The sequence below is a fragment of the Nocardioides sp. genome (assembly GCF_035697785.1).
Lineage (GTDB): Bacteria > Actinomycetota > Actinomycetes > Propionibacteriales > Nocardioidaceae > Nocardioides_B.
In genome coordinates this window covers 20,369-43,452 of record NZ_DASSCL010000106.1, presented here as the reverse complement: position 1 = coordinate 43,452, position 23,084 = coordinate 20,369, and the positions used below count along the sequence as shown (strand labels likewise).

The following is a 23,084-nucleotide window of genomic DNA, read 5'->3' as shown; positions in this document are numbered from 1 at the left end:
CGAGCACCCGGGACTCGGCCTCGTCGCCCTCCCCGACCGTGACGTGCAGGCCGTCGTCGTCGATGCGGTGGTAGCGCACCCCCGGCACCAGGTGTACGCCGGAGTCGCGGAGCACGGCCCGGTGCGCCCAGCCGGAGGTCTTGCCCAGCCCCTTGCCGATCGACGAGGCCTTGCGCTGCAGGAGGTGCACCTCGCGCGGGGAGGTGCGCGGCTTCTTCTCCCTCAGCCCGCCACGGTCGACCGCGGGGTCCCCCACGCCCCAGTGCGCGAGCCAGTCGTCGTCGCCCTCACCCTCTGGATGGGTGAGCAGGTGGCTGACGTCGACGCCGATGCCGCCGGCGCCGACGACCGCGACCTTCGCGCCGACCGGCACCGCGCCGGTGATCGCGTCCGGGTAGGACACCACCTTCGCGTGGTCGATGCCGGGAAGGTCGGGGACCCGGGGCTCCACACCGGTCGCGACGACGACCGCGTCGTACTCCCGCAGCGACTCGACGTCGGCACGCGTGCCGAGGCGCACGTCGACACCGAGCACCTCCAGCCGGCGCGCGTAGTAGCGCAGCGTCTCGGCGAACTCCTCCTTGCCCGGGATCCGCATCGCCAGCCGGAACTGGCCGCCGATCTCCGGGGCCGCCTCGAACAAGGTCACCCGGTGTCCGCGCTCGGCGGCGGTGACCGCGCTCGCCAGCCCGGCGGGCCCGGCGCCGACGACCGCGACGCGACGAGTCGTGCGGGTCGGCGCGAGCACGAGCGTGGTCTCGCGTCCGGCCCGCGGATTGACCAGGCACGACGCCCGCTGGTTGGAGAAGGTGTGGTCCAGGCACGCCTGGTTGCAGCCGATGCAGGTGTTGATCTCGTCGGCGCGGCCCTCGGCCGCCTTGGCGACGAAGGCCGGGTCGGCCAGCAGCGGACGCGCCATCGACACCAGGTCGGCCTGCCCCTCGGCGAGGATCCGCTCGGCGACCTCGGGCGTGTTGATCCGGTTGGACGCGCACACCGGGATGCCGAGCTCGGGCCGCAGCCGCTCGGTGGTCCAGGCCCAGGCCGCCCGCGGCACCTGGGTGAGGATCGTCGGGACGCGCGCCTCATGCCAGCCGATGCCGGTGTTGATGACGGACGCGCCGGCCTCCTCGAGGGCCTTCGCCAGCGCGACGGTCTCGTCCCAGGTCTGCCCGTCGGGGATCAGGTCGAGCAGCGACATCCGGAACATCACCAGGAAGTCGTCGCCGAGTGCCTCGCGGGTACGCCGGACGATCTCGACCGGGAAGCGCATCCGCCGGTCCGCGCTCCCGCCCCAGCGGTCGGTGCGCCGGTTGGTGTGCGGGGCGAGGAACTGGTTGATCAGGTAGCCCTCGCTGCCCATGATCTCGATGCCGTCGTACCCGGCCCGCCGCGCCAACCGGGCCGCGTCGACGTAGTCCTCGATCGTCCGCTCGACGCCGCGGCCGCTCAGCGCGCCGGCCTTGAAGGGCGTGATCGGGCTGCTGGTCGCGGACGCGCTGACGTTGAGCGGGGTGTAGCCGTAGCGCCCGGCGTGCAGCACCTGCAGGGCGATCGCACCGCCCTCGGCGTGCACCGCGTCGGTCACCCAGCGGTGCCGGTCGGCGTGCCGGCCGCGGGTCATCATCGAGCCGAACGGGAGCAGCCAGCCACGCACGTTGGGGGAGTAGCCGCCGGTCACGATCAGGCCGACGCCGCCGCGGGCGCGCTCGGCGAAGTACGCCGCGAGCTCGGGGAGGTGCCGGGCGCGGTCCTCCATGCCGGTGTGCATCGACCCCATCACGACCCGGTTCCGCAGGGTCAGGCCGCCGACCTCCAGCGGTGCGAGGAGGTGCGGGTACGGCGTCATGCGGATGCTCCTTGGGTCGTGTGTGCCTGCAGGTACTCGGTCAGCCAGTCCACCCAGAACTGCTCCAGCCGGATGCCGCCGCGCAGCACCAGGTAGACGTCGAGCCGCTGAGGGGGCAGGCCCACGGCGCCGTCCGGGAAGTCGCGGGCGGCGAGCGTCTCGTAGTGCGCCAGCCTGGTGCGGTGGTCGGCGAGATGGTCGGCGACCTGGTCGAGCACAACCCGCCGGTCGCCGTACGACGCGGCGCGGAGCCGCACCGCGAGCTCGCTGCGGAAGGACTCGACCGGGCCGGGCTCGGCGAGCCAGCGGCGCAGCTCGTCGTGGCCGACGGGCGTCACGGCGTACACCTTCTTGTCCGGGCGGCCGGACTGCGCGACGTCCTCGCGGCTCACCCAGCCGGCGGCCTCCATCCGGGCGAGCACCCGGTAGATCTGCTGGTGGGTGGCGCTCCAGAAGAAGCCGATCGAGCGGTCGAACCGGCGGGTCAGCTCGAGTCCGGACGCGGGGCACTCGCTGAGCGAGACGAGGAGCGCGTGCTCGAGGGCCATGGGGATCACTGTGGCCGCTCGCACCGGAGTATGCAACTAGTTGCAGAGGTGACGTCGTTCACGCCGGTGAGAAACCCGAAACCATCGAGCCGAACGGTTCTAGCATCAAGCCATGCGCCTGCACGGAGTCCTCCCCGCTCTTGCCGCCTCGGTCCTCCTGCTCGCGGCCTGCGCGCCGGTCGAGGAGGACACCGAGCCGGCCGCCCCCGAGACGACGTCCGCCGAGGAGTCACCGTCGGACGACGCCTGCGCGACCGACACGCTCGCGCTGAAGAACGCCGGCCGACTCACGATCGGCACCGACAGCCCGGCCTTCGAGCCCTGGTTCTCCGACAACGACCCGAGCAACGGCGAGGGCTTCGAGTCCGCGGTCGCCTACGCCGTGGCCGAGGAGCTCGGTTTCGGCGACGACCAGGTCGACTGGGTGAAGGTGCCGTTCAACAACTCGTACGCACCGGGTGAGAAGAGCTTCGACTTCGACATCAACCAGATCTCGATCACCCCGGCGCGTGCCGAGGTCGTGGACTTCTCCGACGGCTACTACGAGGCGTCCCAGGCGCTGATCGCGCTGAAAGGCTCGCCGGCCGCCGGCGCCACCACCGTCGAGGAGCTGTCGGGTCTCAAGCTCGGCGCCCAGACCGGCACCACCTCACTCACCGTGATCCGCGACGTGATCCAGCCCGAGCAGCAGGAGGCCGTCTTCGACGACACCAACGCCGCGAAGCAGGCGCTCAACAACGGTCAGGTCGACGGCTTCCTCGCCGACCTACCGACGGCGTTCTTCATCACCGCGGTCGAGATCCCGAAGGCGACGATCGTCGGTCAGTTCCAGCCGGCCGGGGGCGAGAAGGAGGAGTTCGGCCTGCTGTTCGAGAAGGGCAGCGAGCTGGTCCCGTGCGTCAACGAGGCGCTCGCGTCGCTGCGCGACTCCGGCACCCTGGCCGACCTCGAGCAGCAGTGGCTGTCCGACGTGGTCGACGTGCCCGTGCTGCAGTGACCGCGGCCCGCCAGGGCTGGACCCCGAGCGAGCGGCAGCTGGAACGGCAGGCCGTCCGCCGTCGGCTGCGGCTGCGCTCCGCGCTGGTCGCCACGCTGGCCACCGTCGTGGTCGTCGGCCTGCTCGTCGTCGTCGTCACCTCGTCGCCCGGTTGGCCGACGTTCAAGGAGACCTTCCTGTCGTGGGACGACGCGCGTGCGGCGCTGCCCACCATCTGGGAGGGCTTCGGCAAGAACGTGCTGATGTTCCTCGTCGCCGAGCCGCTGATCCTTGTGCTCGGAGCGCTGGTGGCGATCGCCCGCAGCACGCACGCCCCGGCACTGTTCCCGGTCCGCGCGCTGGCGGTCGTCTACACCGACGTGTTCCGCGGCATCCCGACGATCCTGCTGGTGTTCGTGTTCTGCTTCGGCGTCCCCGCGCTGCAGCTGCAGGGCGTCACGAACAGCCTGATGTGGCTCGGAGTCACCGCCCTGGTGCTGTCCTACGGCGCGTACGTCGCCGAGGTGTTCCGCGCCGGCATCGAGTCCGTGCACCCGTCCCAGGTGGCGAGTGCCGACGCGCTCGGGCTGTCCTCCACGCAGAGCATGCGGTACGTCGTGCTGCCGCAGGCCGTGCGCCGCGTCGTACCCCCGCTGCTGAACGACTTCGTCTCGCTGCAGAAGGACACCGCGCTGATCGGCGCGGTCGGTGTGTTCGAGGCGCTGTTCGCCGCGCGCGACTACGCGAACTTCAACTTCAACTACACGCCGTACCTCGTCACCGCGGTGTTCTTCATCGTGCTCACGGTCCCGCTGGCGCGGTTCACCGACTGGCTCGGCCGCCGGTACGCGCGTCGCGAGCGGGCGGGCGCGCGGTGACGGCCACCCCGTCGCACGCGGCGCCGGGTCCCGCGCTGCTGCGGGTCACTGGCCTGCGCAAGGCCTACGGCCCCAAAGTGGTGCTGCACGACGTCGACCTGACCGTCGCGAGACATGATGTGGTCTGCCTGATCGGTGCGTCGGGCAGCGGCAAGTCCACGCTGCTGCGTTGCCTGAACCTCCTCGAGCCGGTCGACGACGGGGAGATCTGGTTCCAGGGCGACGAGGTCACCGACCCGCGCGTCGACGCTCGACGGGTGCGGGCCCGCATGGGGATGGTGTTCCAGTCGTTCAACCTGTTCCCGCACATGACCGTGCTCGACAACGTGACCCTCGCGCCGCGCAAGGTGCACGGCCTCGCCCGCGACGCCGCGGACCAGCGGGCGCGGGACCTGCTGGACCGGTTCGGCCTCGTCGGCAAGGCGGACGAGCACCCCGATCGGCTCTCCGGCGGCCAGCAGCAGCGGGTCGCGATGGTGCGCGCCCTCGCCACCGAGCCGGAGCTCGTGCTGCTCGACGAGGTCACGTCGGCGCTCGACCCCGAGCTGGTCGGCGAGGTGCTCGACATCATCCGCGACATGGCCGAGGCGGGTACGACGCTGGTGCTGGCGACGCACGAGATGGCGTTCGCCCGCGAGGTCGCCAGCACGGTCTGCTTCCTCGACGACGGGGTGATCCTCGAGCAGGGTCCGCCCGAACAGGTGCTGGTGGACCCGACCCAGGAACGGACCCGGCAGTTCCTGCGCAGGGTCTTGTGACTCATACCCCCATGGGGTATAACGTCAGGCATGGGACAGCACCATCACAGCGAGCACGCCGTCACCGACCAGGCGGCCCACGAGCACGGGCATGCGGCCCTCAAGGCGACCTGGGGGGTGGCGGCGAGCGCCACCCTGCACTGCCTCACCGGCTGTGCGATCGGTGAGGTGCTCGGCATGGTGCTCGCCACCTGGTGGGGTTGGTCGACCTGGCCGAGCGTGGCGCTCGCCGTGGTCCTGGCCTTCTTCTTCGGCTACCTGCTCACGATGCAGTCCGTGCTCCGGTCCGGGCTCGCGTTCGCGGCCGCGGTCCGGGTGGCGCTGGCCGCCGACACCGTCTCGATCCTGGTGATGGAGATCGTCGACAATGCGGTGCTCGTCGGAGTACCTGGCGCGATGGAGGCCGGGCTGGTGTCGATCCTGTTCTGGGGATCGCTGGCGTTCTCGCTGGCGGTCGCGTTCGTGGTCACCGTCCCGGTCAACAAGTGGATGATCGGCCGCGGGCTCGGCCACGCCGCGGTGCATCAGTACATGCATCGATAACACCTCGAAGGTGGATGAAACGAGACCCGGATCCGCTTTTGCGTTCTCTTCACGCCGCGTTGGCACTGTGACGCGAAATCGTGAACTGAGGGGGTCCGATTATGGAGGTGTCGCGTCGAGGCGTGCTCCAGCTCGGTGGACTGGGGGCGCTGGCCGTGGGGGGCCTGACGGTGCCGTGGAGCAGTGCGGTGGTGGCGAAGTCGGCCAGTGAGCTCGACGAGAGCCTGCTGCCCCGCCCCTACCGTCGCGGGTTCGTGCCACCGGCGGTGCTCGCGCCGAGCCAGACGGGAGAGGACGAGTTCGGCAGGTTCGCCACGTACGTCATCAACCAGCAGCCGGCCACCGCCCAGGTGCTGCCGTCCGGCCAGCTGATGCACGGGTTCGGCTACAACGGGAGCATCCCGGGTCCGACGATCCACGTCGAGCGAGGAACCCGGGTGGTGGCCAAGGTGCGCAACCTGCTGCCCGAGGTGCATCCGATGTTCGGGCACCGGTTCGTCACCTCGACGCACCTGCACGGCAACCCGTCGCTGCCGGAGTACGACGGCTACGCCAGCGACATCACACCGCCGGGAAGCAGCAAGGTCTACCAGTGGCCCACGGAGCTCACCAGCGCGCGCACACTCTGGTACCACGACCACGCGGTGCACCACACCGCGCAGAACGCGTACACCGGCCTGGCGGGCCAGTTCCACGTGCACGACGCGGCCGAGCGGGCGCTGCTCCCGACGGGGGGACGGTTCGACGTACCGCTGACGGTGACGGACGTGATGTTCGCCGCCGACGGCAGCCTCGCGTACGACGACCGTGCCACCTCCGGACTCTGGGGCGACGTCATCCTCGTCAACGGAGTGCCCTGGCCGGTGCTGCCGGTGCAGCGTCGCGTCTACCGGTTCCGGATGCTGAACGCTTCCATCTCCCGGTCCTACCGGCCCACCCTGTTCCCCGCCGGCTCCGTGCACATGGTGGCCACCGACGCCGGCATGATGCCGCGCTCTCGCGAGGTCGGGTCGTGGCGGCACGGCTCTGCGGAGCGCTACGAGTTCCTGATCGACTTCCGCGACTACGCGGCCGGTCAGCGCGTCGAGCTGCGCAACCTCAGCAACGAGAACAACCGGGACTTCGACAACACCGACAAGATCATGGCCTTCGACGTCACCGACGAGCCGGTGGACCCCTCCGACCCGACCTGGAACTTCATCCCGGACACCCTGGTCACCCACGAGGTCATGACGCTGACCCGTGACATGGCCAAGCGGCGGCGGCACCTCGAGTTCAAGAAGGACGGGCTCGACGACGAGTGGACGATCAACGGCCGCACCTGGGACGACGTGGTGGCCAGTGGCTTCCGCGAGGTGGTGGCCAACCCGGACCTCGGTGACATCGAGGTGTGGACCCTGGAGACCGGTGGCGGCGGGTGGTTCCACCCTGTGCACGCGCACCTGGTGGACCAGCAGATCCTCTCCCGTGACGGGCGTGCCCCGTTCGACTACGAGCTCGGCCCGAAGGACACCATCTACGTCGGCGAGAAGGAGGTCATCGACGTCATCATCAAGTTCGGTCCGCACCGTGGCCGCTACATGATCCACTGCCACAACCTGCCGCACGAGGACCACGACATGATGCTCCAGTACAGCATCGGTCTGGGTCCCGACGAGGTCGACCCGCACGACCCGATCGGCAGCGACCCGGCGAGTCGAGACGACGACGGCGACGTGGGCACCTCGCCGGACCCCTGGCCGCCGCGCGAGCCGCGGCGCCCACCGCGCGACGACGACGACGATGACGACGATGACGATGACGACCGGTCGGACCACGGCTCCGCCGAGGATCGCCCCAGCGCTCCGGCCGCCCCGGTCGCCCCGCCCCGGACCCGGAAGAAAAAGCCCAAGAAGAAGCCCAAGAAGAAGCCAAGGTCCAAGAAGGGCAAGGGCAAGGGTCCGAAGAAGGGCAAGGGCCCGAAGAAGCCGAGGAAGGTCAGGAGCCGCTAACTGAACCCGATTCGTCTGCGGTCCACCGACGTGAATCACCCCAAAGTCCGCAGACGAATCGTTGTCAGGCCTGGACGGCAGCGCCGGACTCGATCAGGCCGTCGACGTCGGGAACCCCCCAGGCGGTGAGCGCAGCACGGGTCTGGCCACCGGGCACGCTCGGGCCCGTTCCCAGCGTCGCCTCGGTGCGGGAGAAGCGCGGGGCCGGCGCCGGCTGGAGCAGCCCGTCGCGGTCGACGTACGTGCCTCGGGCTGCCAGGTGCGGGTGCGCAGCCGCTTCGGTGAGCGGCAGCACCGGAGCGACGCAAGCGTCGGTGCCGTCGAAGACCTCGGTCCACTCCGCCTGCGTGCGCTCCCTGAACCGGGCCGCGAGCCGCTCGCGCAGCTCCGGCCAGCGGTCGACCTCGAGCCGACCGGGGGCGTCCTCGAGCTCCAGCAGCCGGACCAGCTCGGCGAAGAACTGCGGCTCGAGGGCGCCGACCGACATGTGCCGACCGTCGGCGGTCTCGTAGAGGTCGTAGAACGGCGCGCCCCCGTCGAGCAGTCCCGAAGCGCGCGCTTCGTGGGCGGCGCCGCCGGCCAGCAGGCTCGCGAACATCGCCGTCAGGTGCGCGGTCCCGTCGACGATCGCGGCGTCGACGACCTGACCCGCACCGCTGGAACGCGCCTCGAGCAGGGCGGCGAGCACCCCGACGACGAGGTACGTCGAGCCGCCCCCGAAGTCGCCGAGCAGGTTGCTCGGGAACTGCGGCCGGTCGGCCGTCTGGCCCAGGCCGTGCAGGGCGCCGGCCAGCCCGATGTAGTTCAGGTCGTGCCCGGCCGCCTGCGCCAGCGGGCCGTCCTGCCCCCACCCGGTCATCCGCCCGTAGACGAGCCGCGGGTTGCGGGCGAGCGCGACATCGGGACCGATGCCGAGACGCTCGGCCGCCCCCGGGCGCATCCCCTCCAGCAGCACGTCGGCCCGCGCCGCGAGCGTGAGCACGGTCTCGACCGCGCGCGGGTGCTTGAGGTCGAGCGCGACGCTGGGGCGTCCGCGGGTCAGGAGGTCGGTCTCGCGGGGCCCCGCGCTGAGCGCGCCGCCGGGTCGCTCCACGCGGACCACGTCAGCGCCCAGGTCCGCGAGCAGGGTGGCCGCGTGCGGCCCCGGCCCGATCCCGGCGATCTCGACGACGCGGACACCGCGCAGCGGCCCGGTGCCGCGCCCGAGACCGGCGCCGTCCGGGCTCACCGGACCCGGCGCGCGACGGTTTCGCGCTTTGCCTCGTCGACGGCCGACTCGTAGGCCGTCACGAGCGCGGCAACGGTGACGGGCTTGAACTTCTCCACGACCTCGCGGATCTGCTCGGGCGTCGCGCCGCCTTCGACGTAGGCCGGCCACACCTTGGTGCGGAACAGCTCGGTCAGCTCGTCGGCGATCGCCCGGCCGTGCGCCTGGAAGATGTCCTGCGCGGCCAGGGCCGCGTCGAACGGCATCCCGAGGTCGAGCAGGCTCACGCCGACGGACAGGTGCGCCAACGCGACCTGGTACTTCCCCTGTTTGGTGGGGAACACGATGCCGAGCGCGTTGAGGGTGTCGAGGTCGTCGTCGGTGAGGTCCCGCCCGGCGCGTCGGCCCAGCTCCTTGCGGGACAGGGTCTCGGGCAGCTCGGCCATCCACGGCGCGAGCAGGCTGCGGTGCAGGGCGATCGTCTCGGGCGTCGCGTCGGCGGGGATGCGGGCGACGTACTTCTCGATCGCGGCCAGCGTGAACCCGTGCGCCTGCAGCTCTCGCACCAGCTCGAGCCGGGCCAGGTGGTCGGCGTTGTAGTAGCCCGACCGGCCCCGCCGGATCGGCGCCGGCACCAGGCCACGGCTCGTGTAGAACCGGATGTTGCGCACGCTCAGACCGCTGCGACGCGTGAGCTCGTCGAGCGTCAGCAGCCCGGCCGGGTCGTCGCCGGGGCCGCTGGTGGGGTCGGGAGCCGACAAGGAAGGTGCTCCTTCGCGGGGAGATGCCGATCACATCGGTTGACGACGCTAACAGTAGGAGTGTCACAATCGAAGTGCACTCCCACCCCCCGACCAGATGAGGATGGGCGACATGGCGCATGAGCCCCAGGCCTTCGTGTACGACGCGATCCGAACCCCGCGCGGCAAGGGCAAGAAGAACGGATCCCTGCACGAGGTGAAGCCCGTCGACCTCGTGGTCGGGCTGCTCGACGAGGTGCGGACCCGCAACCCCGGTCTCGACCCGGCGCGCGTCGACGACGTCGTGCTCGGCGTGGTCTCCCCGCTCGGCGACCAGGGCGGCGACATCGCCAAGACCGCGGCGCTCGCCGCCGGCTACCCGGAGACGGTCGCGGGCGTGCAGCTCAACCGGTTCTGCGCCTCCGGCCTCGAGGCGGTCAACCAGGCGGCGGCCCGGGTCCGGTCCGGCTTCGAGGACCTGATCCTCGCCGGCGGTGTCGAGTCGATGTCGCGGGTGCCGATGGGCTCCGACGGCGGGGCCTGGGCGATGGACCCGGCGACCGCGCTCACCACGTCGTTCGTGCCCCAGGGCATCGGCGCCGACCTGATCGCCACCCTGGAGGGCTGGACCCGCGAGGACGTCGACGCCTACGCCGCCGAGTCGCAGGCGCGTGCCGCCAAGGCCCAGGCCAACGGCTACTTCGACGGCTCGGTGATCCCGGTGCGCGACCGCAACGGGCTGACCGTGCTCGACAAGGACGAGTTCATCCGGCCGGGCACGACCGTCGAGACCCTCGCCGGGCTGCCGCCGTCGTTCGCGGCGATCGGCGACCAGGGCGGCTTCGACTCGGTTGCGCTGGAGAAGTACCACTGGGTCGAGCGGATCGACCACGTCCACCACGCCGGCAACTCCTCCGGCATCGTCGACGGTGCGTCGCTGGTGGCCATCGGCACCGAGCAGGTGGGCTCCGACCTCGGCCTGACCCCGCGCGCCCGGATCCTCGCCGCGGCGGTGTCCGGCGCCGACCCGACGATCATGCTCACCGGGCCGGCGCCCGCGTCGCGCAAGGCGCTCGCCAAGGCCGGCCTCACGGTCGACGACATCGACCTGTGGGAGATGAACGAGGCGTTCGCCGCGGTGGCGATGCGGTTCATGAAGGACATGGGGATCTCCCACGAGGTCGTCAACGTCAACGGCGGCGCCATCGCGATGGGCCACCCGTTAGGTGCGACCGGCGCGATGATCCTCGGCACGCTCGTCGACGAGCTCGAGCGCCGAGACCTCCGCTACGGCCTGGCCACGCTCTGCGTCGGCGGCGGCATGGGCATCGCCACCGTCGTCGAGCGGATCTGACCCGACACCGGTTGGTCGAGCTCGTCGAGACCACCTCACACCCTCCACGCACGCACTCCGACTACGGGAGCACCATGACTGACATCCAGACCGAGTTCTCGACGGGCTCGACCACCGCCGGCACCGCGGTGCGCTACGACAAGGACGCCGACGGCATCGTCGTGCTCACCATCGACGACCCCACGTCGAGCGCGAACATGATGAACCGGCGCTACAAGGAGTCGATGGGCGCGGCACTCGACCGGCTCGCCGCCGAGATCGCCGCGGGCGACGAGATCGCGGGCGTGGTGGTCACCAGCGGGAAGAAGACGTTCTTCGCCGGCGGCGACCTGAAGACGATGGTTCAGGCCGGTCCCGACGACGCCGCGACCATCTTCGCGGAGGTCGAGGAGATCAAGGCCCAGCTGCGCCGGCTCGAGACGATCGGCCGGCCGGTGGTCGCCGCGATCAACGGCACCGCGCTCGGCGGCGGCCTGGAGATCGCGCTCGCCTGCCACCACCGGATCGTGGTCGACGCCCCCGGCGTACAGCTCGGCCTGCCGGAGGTGACCCTCGGACTGCTGCCCGGCGGGGGCGGGGTCACCCGCACCGTGCGGATGCTCGGCCTGTCCAGCGCGCTGATGGACGTGCTGCTGCTCGGCCCGCGCCTGAAGCCGGTCGCGGCCAAGGAGAAGGGTCTCGTCGACGCCCTCGTGCAGGAGCCCGAGGAGCTGCTGCCCGCGGCCAAGGGCTGGATCAACGCGCACCGCGACGACCAGGAGGCGGCCACCCAGCCGTGGGACCGGCCCGGCTACAAGATGCCCGGCGGTACGCCGTCGTCGCCGAAGCTCGCGGCGTTCCTCCCCGCGTTCCCGGCCAACCTGCGCAAGCAGCTCAAGGGTGCCGACTACCCCGCGCCGCGGGCGATCCTGTCCGCCGCCGTCGAGGGTGCCCAGGTCGACTTCGAGACCGCCAGCCGCATCGAGTCCCGCTACCTGACCGGTCTGGTCACAGGGCAGAACTCCAAGGACATGATCCAAGCCTTCTTCTTCGACCTGCAGGCGATCAACGCCGGGTCGCTGCGTCCGCAGGGCTTCGAGAGGTTCGAGCCCACCAAGGTCGGCGTGCTCGGAGCCGGGATGATGGGCGCCGGCATCGCGTACTCGTGCGCCCGCAGCGGCATCGAGGTCGTCCTCAAGGACGTCTCGGTGGAGAACGCCGAGAAGGGCAAGGCCTACTCGCAGAAGCTGCTCGACAAGCAGGTGCAGCGCGGCAGGCTCAGCGAGGAGAAGGCGGCGGAGGTGCTCGGCCGGATCACCCCGACCGGAGACCCCGCCGACCTCGCCGGCTGCGACCTCGTCATCGAGGCGGTCTTCGAGGACCCGAAGCTCAAGGCGCAGGTGTACGCCGAGGTGCAGGACGTCGTGAACGCCGACGCGCTGCTGTGCTCCAACACCAGCACGCTGCCGATCACCGAGCTCGCGGGCGCCGTCAACCGGCCGGCGGACTTCATCGGCCTGCACTTCTTCTCCCCGGTCGACAAGATGCCGCTCGTCGAGATCATCCGCGGCGAGCAGACGTCGGACGAGACGGTGGCCCGCGCGGTCGACGTGGTGCAGAAGATCAAGAAGACGCCGATCGTGGTCAACGACAGTCGCGGCTTCTACACCTCGCGGGTGATCGGTACTTTCGTCAACGAGGGCCTGGCGATGCTCGCCGAGGGCTTCCACCCGATCAGCGTGGAGCGCGCCGCGACCCAGGCGGGTTACCCGGTCGGCACCCTGCAGCTCTCCGACGAGCTGAACATGGAGCTGATGGCCAAGATCCGGAAGGCCACCGTCGACGCGCTGGAGGCGGCCGGCCAGGAGGTGCCGGCGCACGCCGCGGACCGGGTCGTCACGACGATGATCGAGGCGGGCCGTCCCGGCCGCCTGCGCGGGGCGGGCTTCTACGACTACGACGAGTCCGGCAAGCGGCTAGGGCTCTGGAAGGGCCTCGCCGACACGTTCCCGATCAGCGACCGCGCGCCTCAGTTCGACGACCTGGTCGATCTGAAGGACCGGATGCTGTTCATCGAGGCGATCGAGACGGCGCGCTGCTTCGAGGAGGGCGTCATCGAGTCCGCGGCCGCCGCGAACATCGGCTCGATCATGGGCATCGGCTACCCCGCCAACACCGGTGGCGCCGTGCAGTTCATGCAGGGCTACGAGGGCGGGCTCGCCGGCTTCGTCGCCCGGGCCCGGGAGCTCGCCGCGACCTACGGCGACCGCTTCGCGCCCCCGGCGTACCTCGTCGACCTCGCCGAGAACGGCGGCCACTTCCCCGCCTGACAACGATTCGTCTGCGGTCTTTGGGGTGAATCACGGAGGCCGAGGACAGACGAATCCGTCGTTTCCGGGCACCCCAGCGCGCCTGCGGGGGAGAATGGGCCGGTGAACGCACCGCTCGTCCAGGTCAACGCCCTGTGGGTCCGGTTCGGTCCGGTCGACGCCGTGCGCGGGATCGACCTGTCCGTCCCGGCCGGCACCGCGACCGCACTGCTCGGCCGCAACGGCGCAGGCAAGTCGACGACGATGCGCGTGCTGGCCGGCGTCATCCCGCCCACCGGCGGCGTGGTCACGGTGGACGGCAAGGACATCCGCGACGACACCCTGGGTGTGAAGCGGGTCATCGGCTACTGCCCCGACGTCGGCGGCCTGGTCCCGCGGGCCACCCCGTGGGAGCATCTCCAGCTCGCCGCCCGGCTGCGCCGCCTCGACCACGGCTGGGAGGAGCGCGCCCGGGAGATGCTGGAGCGCTTCGACCTGGGCGCCGCCACGCACCGGGTGACGTCGGGCTTCAGCCACGGCATGGGCCGTCGGATGTCGGTCATCCTGGCGGCGTTCCACCGGCCGCGGGTGCTGCTCCTCGACGAGCCGTTCGACGGCGTCGACCCGCTCGGCGTCGAGGCCACCATGGAGGTCATCGCCGACGCGCGCGCCGAGGGCAGCGCGGTCCTGGTGTCCACCCACCTGCGGGAGCTCGCGGTCGAGGCCTGCCAGGACGCCATCGTGCTGCGCGGCGGACAGGCAGTGGCGGCCCTGCCCGCCCACGAGATGGCCGGGGAGGCGGGTGCCGGTGCCTACCGCGCTCTCCTCGACTGACACGACACCCGGCCCCGCGCGCCCCGGCATCGGTGACGTCCTGCGCGGCTGGCGTGCCGAGACCCGCCGCGCGGTCGGCGACGTCGGTCCGCTGCTGCGGTTCCGCTCGTCCGGCGTGCGCGGACGCTCCCGCACCACGCTGATCCTCGCGCTGGCGTTCCTGCTCGCGTTCACGGTGATCGCCTGCTGGCTGCCGGCGTACCTGCCCGAGGGCGACGAGCGGCGCTCCGACGTGCTCCTGCTGCTGCCCTCGGCGTACATCGGGGTGCTGGTGATCTCGATGATCTCGGCCGCGGCCTCCGGCGGCGGGCGCGAGCTGCTGCCGCGCGACCAGGGCGTGGCCTACCCGGTGAGTCCGACCACCGACCACCTCGGCGCCCTGCTGATGGCGCCGCTCAACATCGCCTGGATCGTGCAGTCCTGGACGCTGCTGGGGGCGAGCGCCTACGTCGTCGGCCCGCGCTGGACGCTGCCGCTGGCGCTGCTGCCGGTGTTCCTCTGGCTGTTCGCGGCGACGGCGATCGCGCAGGCGCTGGCCTGGTTCGTCGAGTGGGTACGCCGCGGCGCCTTCGGCGTGCTGACCGTGCGGCTGCTGACGATCTTCATGGGTCTCGTGCTGGCGATCCTCATCGTCACCGACGAGCTGGTGCCGCTGCTCGACGAGAGCCCCACCCTCACCGTCGCGCTCGGCCTGCTCTACGGGTCCGAGGCGCAGATGCTGCCGTGGCTCCGGGTGGTCCTGGGCATCGCCGCGGTGGGACTCGTGGCCGTCGTCGGGGGCGCGCTGACCGCGGGTGCCGTCGTACGCCGGCCGCCCCGAGACGAGCTGCGTGAGGAGACCTCGTCACGCCCCCCGCGCGCCAACCCCGCCTCCGACCTGGTCGCGCTGCTGCGCACCGACCGCGCCGCGATCTGGCGCTCGGTGCCGTTGCGTCGCGGCCTCGCCGTGCTCGCGCTGCTGCCCGGCCTGGTCGCGCTGGCCGGCGGCCTCGACTGGGTGATGCTCAGCATCCTGCCCGGGCTGGTGGCCTCGGGCGGCGCGCTGCTGTTCGGGGTGAACTCCTGGTGCCTCGACGGGCGGGGTGCGCTCTGGCGCGACAGCCTTCCCGTGAACCCGCGCCTGGCCTTCACCTCCCGCGTGATGGTGCTGACGGAGGTGCTGCTCGTGGTCACCGCGCTGACCCTCCTGATGGGGGCGCTGCGGGCCGGTCCGCCCACGACCTCGCGTGTGGTCGCGGTCGTCACCTGCGCCGTCGTCGTCACGGTCCAGGTGGTCGCCACCTCGCTGCGGTGGTCGGTGCGCTCGCCGTACGCCGTCGACATGCGCAGCGCCCGGGCGACGCCGGCGCCCCCGGTCGTGATGGTCGGCTACTCGGCACGGCTCGCCCTGTCGACGACCCTGACCGGGATGGTCTTCGGCGGTGCGACGTTCGCCCCGTGGCAGTGGTCGGTGATGGTCGCGATCCCGTTCCTGCTGTTCTCGTCGTACAAGCTGGTCGGCACCGCCGGCGCCTGGGCGCTGCCGGCGGTCCGCTCGCGGGTCGTCGCCGTCGTCGCGAGCTGAGCGTCCCGGACCGCGTCACTGCGTCGGCGCGGCGCACTCCATCAGCGGGCGGACGACCTCCTCGTTGGCCTGGTCCTGCTTGCCGCTGAACATCAGCGTGAACATCGTCCTCAGCTTCTCCTCGGTGAGCACCTCTTCCAGGCACTCCCGGGTCTTCTCGTCGACCTGCTGACCGGCGGCCAACGCCTCCGACATCAGCTCGGTCACGTCGGCGCAGTCGAAGAGCACTCCGGTCGCCGCCTCGGCGTCGGCGGTCTCCATCGTCACGCTGGTCATCGGCTCGGCCTTCAGGTCCTCGGTGATGAAGCCATATTCCTGGAGCTGTTCCACGCCGATCTCCTCGACGAACCCGTCGCCGATGCAGTCGGCCTCCGAGCGCTCCATGGCGAACACATCGGCCGTCCCACCCTCCTGCTCGCTCATGATCGAGTCGGAGATCGCCTTCGCGGCGGTCTCGTCGTCCTCCGAGCCGCCGCCGCAGCCGGTCAGCGTGAGGGTCAGGGCCGCGATCGCGGTGACAGCGAGAGTCCTTCTCATGACCGAAGCGTAGAGCCTGTCCGGGAACCCTCTAGGGTCGACCGCATGGACTTCAGCCCCTCGCCCCGGGCCGCCGATCTCGCCGCGCGCGTCCGTACCTTCGTCGACACCGAGGTCGAGCCGATCGAGGCCGGCTACCAGGCGGAGATCACCCGGCTGCGCGAGTCCGGGGGCGACCCGTGGACCCCGCTGCCGATCGTCGAGGAGCTCAAGGCCAAGGCGCGCGCCCAGGGCCTGTGGAACCTCTTCCTCCCCGCCGGGCACGAGGGCGAGTACGCCGAGCGGTTCGGCACCGACGGGGGCCGCGGGCTGACCAACCTCGACTACGCGCCGGTCGCGGAGCAGACCGGCCGCTCGTTCCTCGCGCCGCTGGTGCTCAACTGCAACGCGCCCGACACCGGCAACATGGAGGTGCTGCTCAAGTACGGCACCGACGAGCAGAGGCGGCAGTGGCTCGAGCCGCTGCTCGACGGGCGGATCCGCTCCGCGTTCACGATGACCGAGCCCGACGTCGCCTCCTCCGACGCCACCAACATGGCGGCGACCGCGGTCGTCGACGGCGACCAGGTCGTCATCAACGGACGGAAGTGGTGGTCAACCGGGGCCGGCAACCCGGAGTGCAAGATCTTCGTGTTCATGGGGCTCTCCGACCCCGCCCACGACTCAGGGGACCGGCACGCCCGGCACACGATGGTGCTCGTGCCGCGCGACGCCCCTGGGGTCACCGTCGTACGCAAGCTGACCGCGATGGCGATGTACGACGAGCCGCTCGGGCACGCCGAGGTGCAGTTCGACGACGTCCGGGTGCCGCTCGCCAACCTCCTGCTCGGCCCCGGCCGCGCCTTCGAGATCGCGCAAGGACGGCTCGGTCCGGGACGCGTGCACCACTGCATGCGCCTGGTGGGGCTGGCCGAGAAGGCGCTCGAGCTTGCCTGTCGGCGAGCGACCACGCGCGTCGCCTTCGGCCGCCCGCTCGCGAAGCTCGGCGGCAACGCGGAGCGGATCGCGGACGCCCGGATCGCGATCGACCAGGCCCGGCTGCTGGTGCTGCACGCGGCCTGGAAGCTCGACACCGCCGGCCCGCAGGGTGCGCTGGCCGAGGTGAGCCAGATCAAGGTGGCCGTGCCCAACATGGCGCAACGGGTCATCGACATGGCGATCCAGCTGCACGGCGGCGGCGGCATGTCCGACGACTTCCCGCTGGCGGCGGCCTGGACCAGCGCCCGTTCACTGCGGCTGGCCGACGGCCCCGACGAGGTGCACCGCGGCGTGATCGCCAAGCTCGAGCTCAAGAAGTACTCATGAGCCACCCCACCCCGCCACTCGCTTCGCTCGTGCCCGCGGCGGGGACCCCGGTGACCCGTCGGGTCCTGGTCACCGGCGCGGCCTCCGGTCTCGGCGCCGCGCTCACGGCTGCGCTCCGGGCCCGCGGCGACGAGGTGCTCGCCACCGACCGCACCGCGCCCGCCGGCGGCCTCGCGCTCGACGTCACCGACGACGACGCCTGGGCCGAGGCGGTCGCCTGGGTCGAGCAGCAGTGGGGCGGCCTCGACGTGCTGGTCAACAACGCCGGCATCGCCGGCGGCGGCCGCGTCGACGTCTGCACGATCGAGGAGTGGCAGCGCCTCCTCGACGTGAACCTCCTCGGCGTGGTCCGCGGCAGCCGCGCCTTCGCGCCGCTGCTCAAGCGCCAGGGCGGCGGCCGCATCGTCAACATCGCTTCGCTGGCCGGGCTCGTGCACCCGCCCGGCATGGGCTCCTACAACGCCGTGAAGGCGGCGGTCGTCGCGTTCTCCGAGACGCTGTCGCACGAGCTGGCGCCGTACGGCGTCGGCTGCACGGTGGTCTGCCCGTCGTACTTCCGCACCAACCTGATGCAGTCCCTGAGCGGTGCCGACACCGACGTCGCGGCGAAGGTGAGCGCGCTGGTCGAACAGTCGCCGCTCACCGCCGACCAGATCGCCGAGGCGGTGCTGGCCGGCATCGACGAGGGAGCCGACCTGGTCGTGCCGGACGAACCCGCGCGGGCGGCGTACCACCTGAAGCGCACCGAACGGGCGGCCTACGACGCGGAGATGCGCAGGACGGCCGCGCGTCTCAAGGACAGGAGCGACGGGTGAACGAGCACAACCCGGCTGGCGCCGTCCGCGAGGAGGACGCGTTCGACGTCGCCGCGGTGGCGGCCTGGCTGCGCGAGCACGCCGGCGACCCGACCGGGCTGGACGGCACGCCCGAGGTCCGGCAGTTCCCCGGCGGCGCCTCCAACCTGACCTTCCAGCTCAGCTATCCCGGACGCGAGCTGATCCTGCGCCGGCCTCCCGGGGGCACGAAGGCGCCGGGGGCCCACGACATGGGCCGCGAGTTCACCATCCAGTCGCGCCTCGCGCCGGTGTTCGACTACGTGCCTGCGATGGTCGCTTTCTGCCAGGACGAGTCCTTGATCGGATCGGACTTCTACGTGATGGAGATGCTGCCCGGCACGATCCTGCGCGCCGACCTGCCCGACGACATGTCCCTCACCGAGCACGACGCGCGCGCCCTGTGCGGCCGCTTCCTCGACGTGCTCGTCGAGCTGCACTCCGTCGACGTCGACGCCGCCGGTCTGTCCGACATCGGGAAGGGCACGGGCTACGTCGCTCGCCAGGTCGGCGGCTGGTCCGGGCGCTACCGCAGGGCCCGCACCGACAACGTCGGCGACCTCGAGACCGTGATGGCCTGGCTCGACGCGCACCAGCCCGACGACGTCGCGAACTGTGTGATCCACAACGACTTCCGGCTCGACAACGTGGTGCTCGACTGGCAGCACCCGGGGGACCCGCTCCGGATCCGCGGCGTGCTCGACTGGGAGATGGCCACGCTCGGCGACCCGCTGATGGACCTCGGCGGCGCGCTGGCGTACTGGATCCAGGCCGACGACGACGCCGTGTTCCGGCGGCTGAGGCGGCAGCCGTCCGACCTGCCCGGGATGCTGACCCGCGAGGAGATGGTGCGGGCGTACGCCGAGCGAAGCGGACGGAGCGTCAGCCCCGAGCAGTGGCGGTTCTACGAGGTGTTCGGACTGTTCCGGCTGGCCGTGATCGCCCAGCAGATCTACTACCGGTTCCACCTCGGGCAGACCAGCAACCCGGCCTACGCGGAGTTCCTGCCGATGGTCCGCTATCTCGACGAGCGCTGCACCCGGCTGGTCATGGAAGCGTCGTGACGGCTCCATGAGCGTGCTTCTGCTGGTCCGGCACGGCCAGGCCTCGTGGGGTGCCGAGGACTACGACAAGCTCTCCGAGCTCGGGGAGCAACAGGCGACCGTGCTGGGCCGGGCACTACGGGCCCGCGGGGGCCGACCCGACGTGCTCGTGCACGGCCGGATGACGCGGCAACGCGAGACCGCCCGCCTGCTCGGTGACGCAGCCGGGTGGCCCGGGTGGCAGGAGGACGAGGCCTGGGACGAGATGAACCACGAGGAGGTGCTGCAGCGCCAGCATCACACGTTCGCCGGCGACAGCCCGACGCGCGAAGAGTTCCAGGCCTGGTTCGAGGCCGCGACCGACCGGTGGACTGCCGGCCGGCACGACCACGAGTACACCGAGTCCTTCTCCGCCTTCGGCGACAGGGTGCTCGGCGCGCTCGACGACCTGGCGAGCCGGCTCGACCCGAGTGCCACAGCGGTGGTGGTCACGTCCGGTGGACCGATCGCCCGGATCACCGCCGAGCTGCTCGGTGGCGGCGCGGACCTGCACCGGCGGATCGCCCCCGTTGTCGTGAACGCCTCCGTCACGAAGGTCGTGGTCGGACAGCGTGGCACCACGCTCGTCTCCTTCAACGACCACAGCCACCTCGAGCTGCCGTCCGGGCAGCTCACGACCTACAGGTAGGACCTCGACCCCATGGCCAAGACGATCCTGATCACCGGTGCCAGCTCGGGCCTGGGCGCGGAGATGGCGCGCCAGTTCGCCGCGCGCGGGCACGACCTCGCGCTGTGCGCCCGTCGTACCGACCGGCTCGAGTCGCTGCGGACTGAGATCATCACGGCTCACCCCGACGTCCGGGTCGAGGTGCGGGCGCTCGACGTCAACGACCACGACGCCGTGTTCGCCGTCTTCCGTGCGTTCCACGCCGACTTCGGGCGCCTCGACCGGGTGGTGGTCAACGCCGGGCTGGGCAGGGGCGCGCCGCTCGGCACCGGCGGTTTCGAGACCAACCGGGACACGGCGCTGACCAACTTCGTCGGCGCGCTGGCCCAGACGGAGGCGGCGGTCGAGGTCTTCCGCGACCAGGGCTCCGGGCACCTGGTGATGATCTCGTCGGTCTCCGCGGTGCGCGGGATGCCGAAGGGGGTCACGACGTACGCCGCGACCAAGGCGGGGGTCGCGCACCTCGCCGAGGGGGTCCGGGCCGACCTCTACGGCACGCCGATCAAGGTCTCGGTGATCTACCCCGGCTACATCCGCTCGGAGATGAACGAGTCGGGCAGGAACATCCCCTTCATCGTCGCGACCGAGAAGGGGGTGGCGGCGATCGTGGAGGCGGTCGAGAAGGAGAAGACGCGGGCCTACGTGCCGCCGTGGCCGTGGGTGCCGGTCGGGTTCGCGCTGCGCCATCTGCCGCTTCCGCTGGCCCGCAGGCTGATGGGATAGTCACCTTCATGAGCGGACGCGTGGTGCACTTCGAGATCCCCTTCGACGACGGCAAACGGGCCCGGGCCTTCTACAGCGAGGCCTTCGGTTGGGACGTCTCCGAGATGCCGGAGATGGACTACACGATGGTCTCGACCGGTCCGACGGCGGATGCGGGGCCGACCGAGCCCGGCTTCGTCAACGGTGGCATGGCTCAGCGCGGAGACTCGTTCGTCGCCCCGACCGTGGTGGTCGACGTCGAGGACATCGACGAGGCGCTGAAGAAGATCGAGAGCCTCGGCGGGGCCACGCTGCTGACCAAGACCCCCGTCGGCGACATGGGCTTCTCGGCATACTTCCGCGACCCCGAGGGCAACGCCGTCGGTCTCTGGCAGAACGCCTGACCGAGCGCCTCGGGACCGCCCCCGGTCAGTCGCGGGAGCGCCAGTTGGCGGCGCCGACGACGATCATCCGCAGCTGCAGCTCCGCCGTGCGGACGATCTCGCGCTCTGCCTCCGGGCGCCCGACGGGTGCGTCCAGCACCGACTCCGCGGTGGAGACCATCACGGTGACGATCAGGTCGGCCATCACCCGCAGGTCCTCGGAGGACCATGACGCCGAGCGGGGCAGGCGGGCCAGGTCGGTCGCCAGCTCGCGCTCGAACAGCTCGAGCCCGTGCCGGATGGCTACCCGCACCTCGGGTGGCCCGCTCACCCGCTCGCGGGCGATGAACCGGAAGTGCGCCTGCTGCCGGTGCGCGTGCTCGACGAGGATCGCCACCGAGCCGCGGATCACGTCGGAGAGGTCCGGACTACCGCGTCGTACGTCGCGGAGCATCTGACGCAACGACGCGAACGACTCGTCGACCAGGGTGAGCCCCACCTCGTCGAGCGAGGAGAAGTGCCGGTAGAAGCCGGTCGGGACGATCCCCGCCTCCCGGGCGACCCGGCGCAACGACACCGTGGACAGGCTGCCCTCACCCGCCGCGGCCAGGGTGGCGTCGAGGATCGCGCGCCGGGTGCGGTCCTTGCGGGCGCTGCGCGTCTCTCCCGGCGCCTGTCGCACCTGCTGCCCTCGCACCTGCTGCTCGGCCACGTCGCCAGCCTAGCTCCGGTGCACACCCGTTCTGCTCATCCGTCGAGTCTCAGGTCAGGGTCGCCTCGACACGCACCGTCGGGGTCGGCCGACTCCCTGTACCTGAGTGGAAACGGGGGCCAGGGGGTGGTGTGGGACACGTTGACATACCGACGGTACGGATGTCACCGTTTGAGTGCACGGTTGTTCACTGAAAGGAATGACCTGGATGAGCATCACCCAGACCCTTCTCCGGTCGCCGGTGCTGGCCGCGCTCACGTCGCCGCACGGGGTGGACCGCTACCTCGAGCAGGTGAACCCGATGTGGGCCGCCCACGACGTGCGCGCCCGGATCGTCGACGTGCACCGCGAGGTCGACGTGCCCGGCCACCCGCCCGTGGTCACGCTCACGCTCCAGCCGACCCGGACCTGGCGCGGGCACACCGCCGGCCAGCACGTGCGGCTCGGCGTCGAGGTGCCCGGCGGCCGTCGCTGCACTCGCGTGTTCACCTTCTCCAGCCCGGACTCCGGCCCGGGCGACCGCTTCACGATCACCATGCGGGCCAACCCCGACGGTGTCGTCACCCGCTTCCTGGCCGCCGCGCCGCCGGGGCAGGTCGTGCACCTGTCGCAGGCCGAGGGCGACTTCGTCCTGCCGTATCGCGTGCCCGACCACCTGCTGATGATCTCCGGCGGCTCCGGGATCACCCCGGTCATGTCGATGCTGCGCAGCCTGCAGCGGCGCACGCACCGGGGCCGGGTCACGTTCCTGCACTACGCGCGCGGCCCGGAGCAGCAGATCTTCGCCCAGGAGCTCGAGACAGTCCGGCGCTCGGGGTACGGCGTGGACGTGCACGTGCTGCACACCCGCGCCGGCGACCCTTACCTCAGCCCGGCGTACCTGGAGCGGCTCGTCCCGGGCTACCGCGACGTGCTCACCTACGCCTGTGGCCCGGCTCGGCTCATGGAGGCCGTCCGGGCGGCGTACGACGGCTCCGACCGGCTCCGCCTCGAGTACTTCAAGACGCCGACTGTCGCGACCGGTGACGCGGAGGGCGACGTGTCGTTCTCGCGCAGCGGGACCGTCGCCGCGAACACCGGCGCGACCCTGCTCGAGCAGGCCGAGGCGGCCGGGCTGACGCCGGACTACGGCTGCCGGATGGGCATCTGCTTCACCTGCACCGCCCGCAAGACCGAGGGCACGGTGCGCAACGTCGTGACCGGCGCCGAGTCAGCACTGCCCGACGAGGACATCCAGGTCTGCGTCAACCAGCCCGTCGGCAGCTGCGCCGTCGAGCTCTGACCTTCCCGCACTCCGACAGGAGGACCCACC

The 23,084-nt window shown here is 71.3% G+C and carries 22 protein-coding genes; 16 read left to right on the top strand and 6 right to left on the bottom strand.

What is annotated here, in order from left to right; genetic code table 11:
* Both VFH10_RS10815 and VFH10_RS10810 read right to left on the bottom strand, forming a co-directional pair.
* On the bottom strand, positions 1-1,849 hold a 1,849-nt coding region (locus tag VFH10_RS10815), incomplete at its 3' end, for an NADPH-dependent 2,4-dienoyl-CoA reductase (protein WP_325128357.1).
* Entirely contained in the window at positions 1,846-2,397 is a 552-nt protein-coding gene (locus VFH10_RS10810; protein ID WP_325128355.1) for a PadR family transcriptional regulator, read from the bottom strand. The genes VFH10_RS10810 and VFH10_RS10815, both read right to left, overlap by 4 nt.
* Positions 2,398-2,509: 112 nt before the next feature.
* On the opposite strand from VFH10_RS10810, the gene VFH10_RS10805 reads away from it, so the two are divergent.
* The 5 genes from VFH10_RS10805 (at position 2,510) to VFH10_RS10785 (ending at position 7,543) form a co-directional block, all read left to right on the top strand.
* Positions 2,510-3,394, top strand: a complete 885-nt coding sequence (locus VFH10_RS10805; protein ID WP_325128352.1) for an ABC transporter substrate-binding protein — start codon at positions 2,510-2,512, stop codon at positions 3,392-3,394.
* Entirely contained in the window at positions 3,391-4,251 is an 861-nt protein-coding gene (locus tag VFH10_RS10800) for an amino acid ABC transporter permease (protein WP_325128350.1), read from the top strand. The genes VFH10_RS10805 and VFH10_RS10800 overlap by 4 nt, the downstream gene beginning before the upstream one ends.
* Positions 4,248-5,009 (top strand): amino acid ABC transporter ATP-binding protein, encoded by a 762-nt coding sequence (locus VFH10_RS10795; RefSeq protein ID WP_325128348.1) that lies wholly within the window; start codon positions 4,248-4,250, stop codon positions 5,007-5,009. Before VFH10_RS10800 ends, VFH10_RS10795 begins: the two co-directional genes overlap by 4 nt.
* A 30-nt stretch (positions 5,010-5,039) precedes the next feature.
* Positions 5,040-5,552, top strand: a complete 513-nt coding sequence (locus tag VFH10_RS10790) for a DUF4396 domain-containing protein (RefSeq protein ID WP_325128346.1) — start codon at positions 5,040-5,042, stop codon at positions 5,550-5,552.
* A 101-nt stretch (positions 5,553-5,653) separates the two neighbouring features.
* Positions 5,654-7,543 (top strand): multicopper oxidase family protein, encoded by a 1,890-nt coding sequence (locus tag VFH10_RS10785; protein WP_325128344.1) that lies wholly within the window; start codon positions 5,654-5,656, stop codon positions 7,541-7,543.
* A 64-nt stretch (positions 7,544-7,607) separates the two neighbouring features.
* On the opposite strand, the gene VFH10_RS10780 is transcribed toward VFH10_RS10785, so the two are convergent.
* Together VFH10_RS10780 and VFH10_RS10775 are read right to left on the bottom strand one after the other, a co-directional pair.
* Positions 7,608-8,771 carry a CaiB/BaiF CoA-transferase family protein gene (locus VFH10_RS10780; protein WP_325128342.1) on the bottom strand — a complete coding sequence of 388 codons (1,164 nt, stop codon included), beginning with the start codon at positions 8,769-8,771 and terminating at the stop codon, positions 7,608-7,610.
* The gene (locus VFH10_RS10775; RefSeq protein ID WP_325128340.1) at positions 8,768-9,511 is read right to left on the bottom strand and encodes a MerR family transcriptional regulator; all 744 of its coding nucleotides are present in this window, start codon (positions 9,509-9,511) and stop codon (positions 8,768-8,770) included. Before VFH10_RS10775 ends, VFH10_RS10780 begins: the two co-directional genes overlap by 4 nt.
* Before the next feature lie 112 nt (positions 9,512-9,623).
* Between VFH10_RS10775 and VFH10_RS10770 the strand changes: the two genes are divergently transcribed.
* The 4 genes from VFH10_RS10770 to VFH10_RS10755 all read left to right on the top strand — a co-directional run bounded on the left by VFH10_RS10770 (position 9,624) and on the right by VFH10_RS10755 (position 15,530).
* Positions 9,624-10,844 (top strand): acetyl-CoA C-acetyltransferase, encoded by a 1,221-nt coding sequence (locus VFH10_RS10770; RefSeq protein ID WP_325128338.1) that lies wholly within the window; start codon positions 9,624-9,626, stop codon positions 10,842-10,844.
* Between the two features lie 74 nt (positions 10,845-10,918).
* On the top strand, positions 10,919-13,153 hold the full coding sequence (locus tag VFH10_RS10765) for a 3-hydroxyacyl-CoA dehydrogenase NAD-binding domain-containing protein (protein ID WP_325128336.1): 2,235 nt from the start codon (positions 10,919-10,921) through the stop codon (positions 13,151-13,153).
* 102 nt (positions 13,154-13,255) lie between these two features.
* Positions 13,256-13,966 (top strand): ABC transporter ATP-binding protein, encoded by a 711-nt coding sequence (locus tag VFH10_RS10760; protein WP_325128334.1) that lies wholly within the window; start codon positions 13,256-13,258, stop codon positions 13,964-13,966.
* Positions 13,941-15,530 carry a hypothetical protein gene (locus VFH10_RS10755; protein WP_325128333.1) on the top strand — a complete coding sequence of 530 codons (1,590 nt, stop codon included), beginning with the start codon at positions 13,941-13,943 and terminating at the stop codon, positions 15,528-15,530. Before VFH10_RS10760 ends, VFH10_RS10755 begins: the two co-directional genes overlap by 26 nt.
* A 15-nt stretch (positions 15,531-15,545) precedes the next feature.
* Here the strand turns inward: VFH10_RS10755 and VFH10_RS10750 are convergent, their stop codons facing one another.
* On the bottom strand, positions 15,546-16,067 hold the full coding sequence (locus VFH10_RS10750) for a hypothetical protein (RefSeq protein WP_325128332.1): 522 nt from the start codon (positions 16,065-16,067) through the stop codon (positions 15,546-15,548).
* Between the two features lie 45 nt (positions 16,068-16,112).
* Here VFH10_RS10750 and VFH10_RS10745 point away from each other — a divergent pair, with 45 nt between their 5' ends.
* From VFH10_RS10745 to VFH10_RS10720, 6 genes are read left to right on the top strand one after another with little or no spacing between them, the layout of a single operon-like run.
* Positions 16,113-17,372, top strand: coding sequence for an acyl-CoA dehydrogenase family protein (locus tag VFH10_RS10745; RefSeq protein WP_325128330.1), 1,260 nt, complete (start codon positions 16,113-16,115; stop codon positions 17,370-17,372).
* Positions 17,369-18,187, top strand: coding sequence for an SDR family NAD(P)-dependent oxidoreductase (locus tag VFH10_RS10740; RefSeq protein WP_325128328.1), 819 nt, complete (start codon positions 17,369-17,371; stop codon positions 18,185-18,187). The genes VFH10_RS10745 and VFH10_RS10740 overlap by 4 nt, the downstream gene beginning before the upstream one ends.
* A complete protein-coding gene (locus tag VFH10_RS10735) occupies positions 18,184-19,269 on the top strand; it encodes a phosphotransferase family protein (protein WP_325128326.1) in 1,086 nt (361 codons plus the stop codon). Before VFH10_RS10740 ends, VFH10_RS10735 begins: the two co-directional genes overlap by 4 nt.
* 7 nt (positions 19,270-19,276) lie before the next feature.
* Positions 19,277-19,936, top strand: coding sequence for a histidine phosphatase family protein (locus VFH10_RS10730; protein ID WP_325128325.1), 660 nt, complete (start codon positions 19,277-19,279; stop codon positions 19,934-19,936).
* Between the two features lie 12 nt (positions 19,937-19,948).
* Positions 19,949-20,698, top strand: a complete 750-nt coding sequence (locus tag VFH10_RS10725; protein ID WP_325128323.1) for an SDR family oxidoreductase — start codon at positions 19,949-19,951, stop codon at positions 20,696-20,698.
* Between the two features lie 8 nt (positions 20,699-20,706).
* Positions 20,707-21,081, top strand: coding sequence for a VOC family protein (locus VFH10_RS10720; RefSeq protein ID WP_325128321.1), 375 nt, complete (start codon positions 20,707-20,709; stop codon positions 21,079-21,081).
* A 25-nt stretch (positions 21,082-21,106) separates the two neighbouring features.
* Here VFH10_RS10720 and VFH10_RS10715 read toward each other — a convergent pair whose 3' ends face one another.
* Complete coding sequence (locus tag VFH10_RS10715; protein WP_325128320.1) at positions 21,107-21,772, bottom strand: TetR family transcriptional regulator; 666 nt, start codon at positions 21,770-21,772, stop codon at positions 21,107-21,109.
* Between the two features lie 208 nt (positions 21,773-21,980).
* Here VFH10_RS10715 and VFH10_RS10710 point away from each other — a divergent pair, with 208 nt between their 5' ends.
* Complete coding sequence (locus VFH10_RS10710) at positions 21,981-23,054, top strand: ferredoxin reductase (RefSeq protein ID WP_325128319.1); 1,074 nt, start codon at positions 21,981-21,983, stop codon at positions 23,052-23,054.
* Positions 23,055-23,084: the final 30 nt, after the last annotated feature.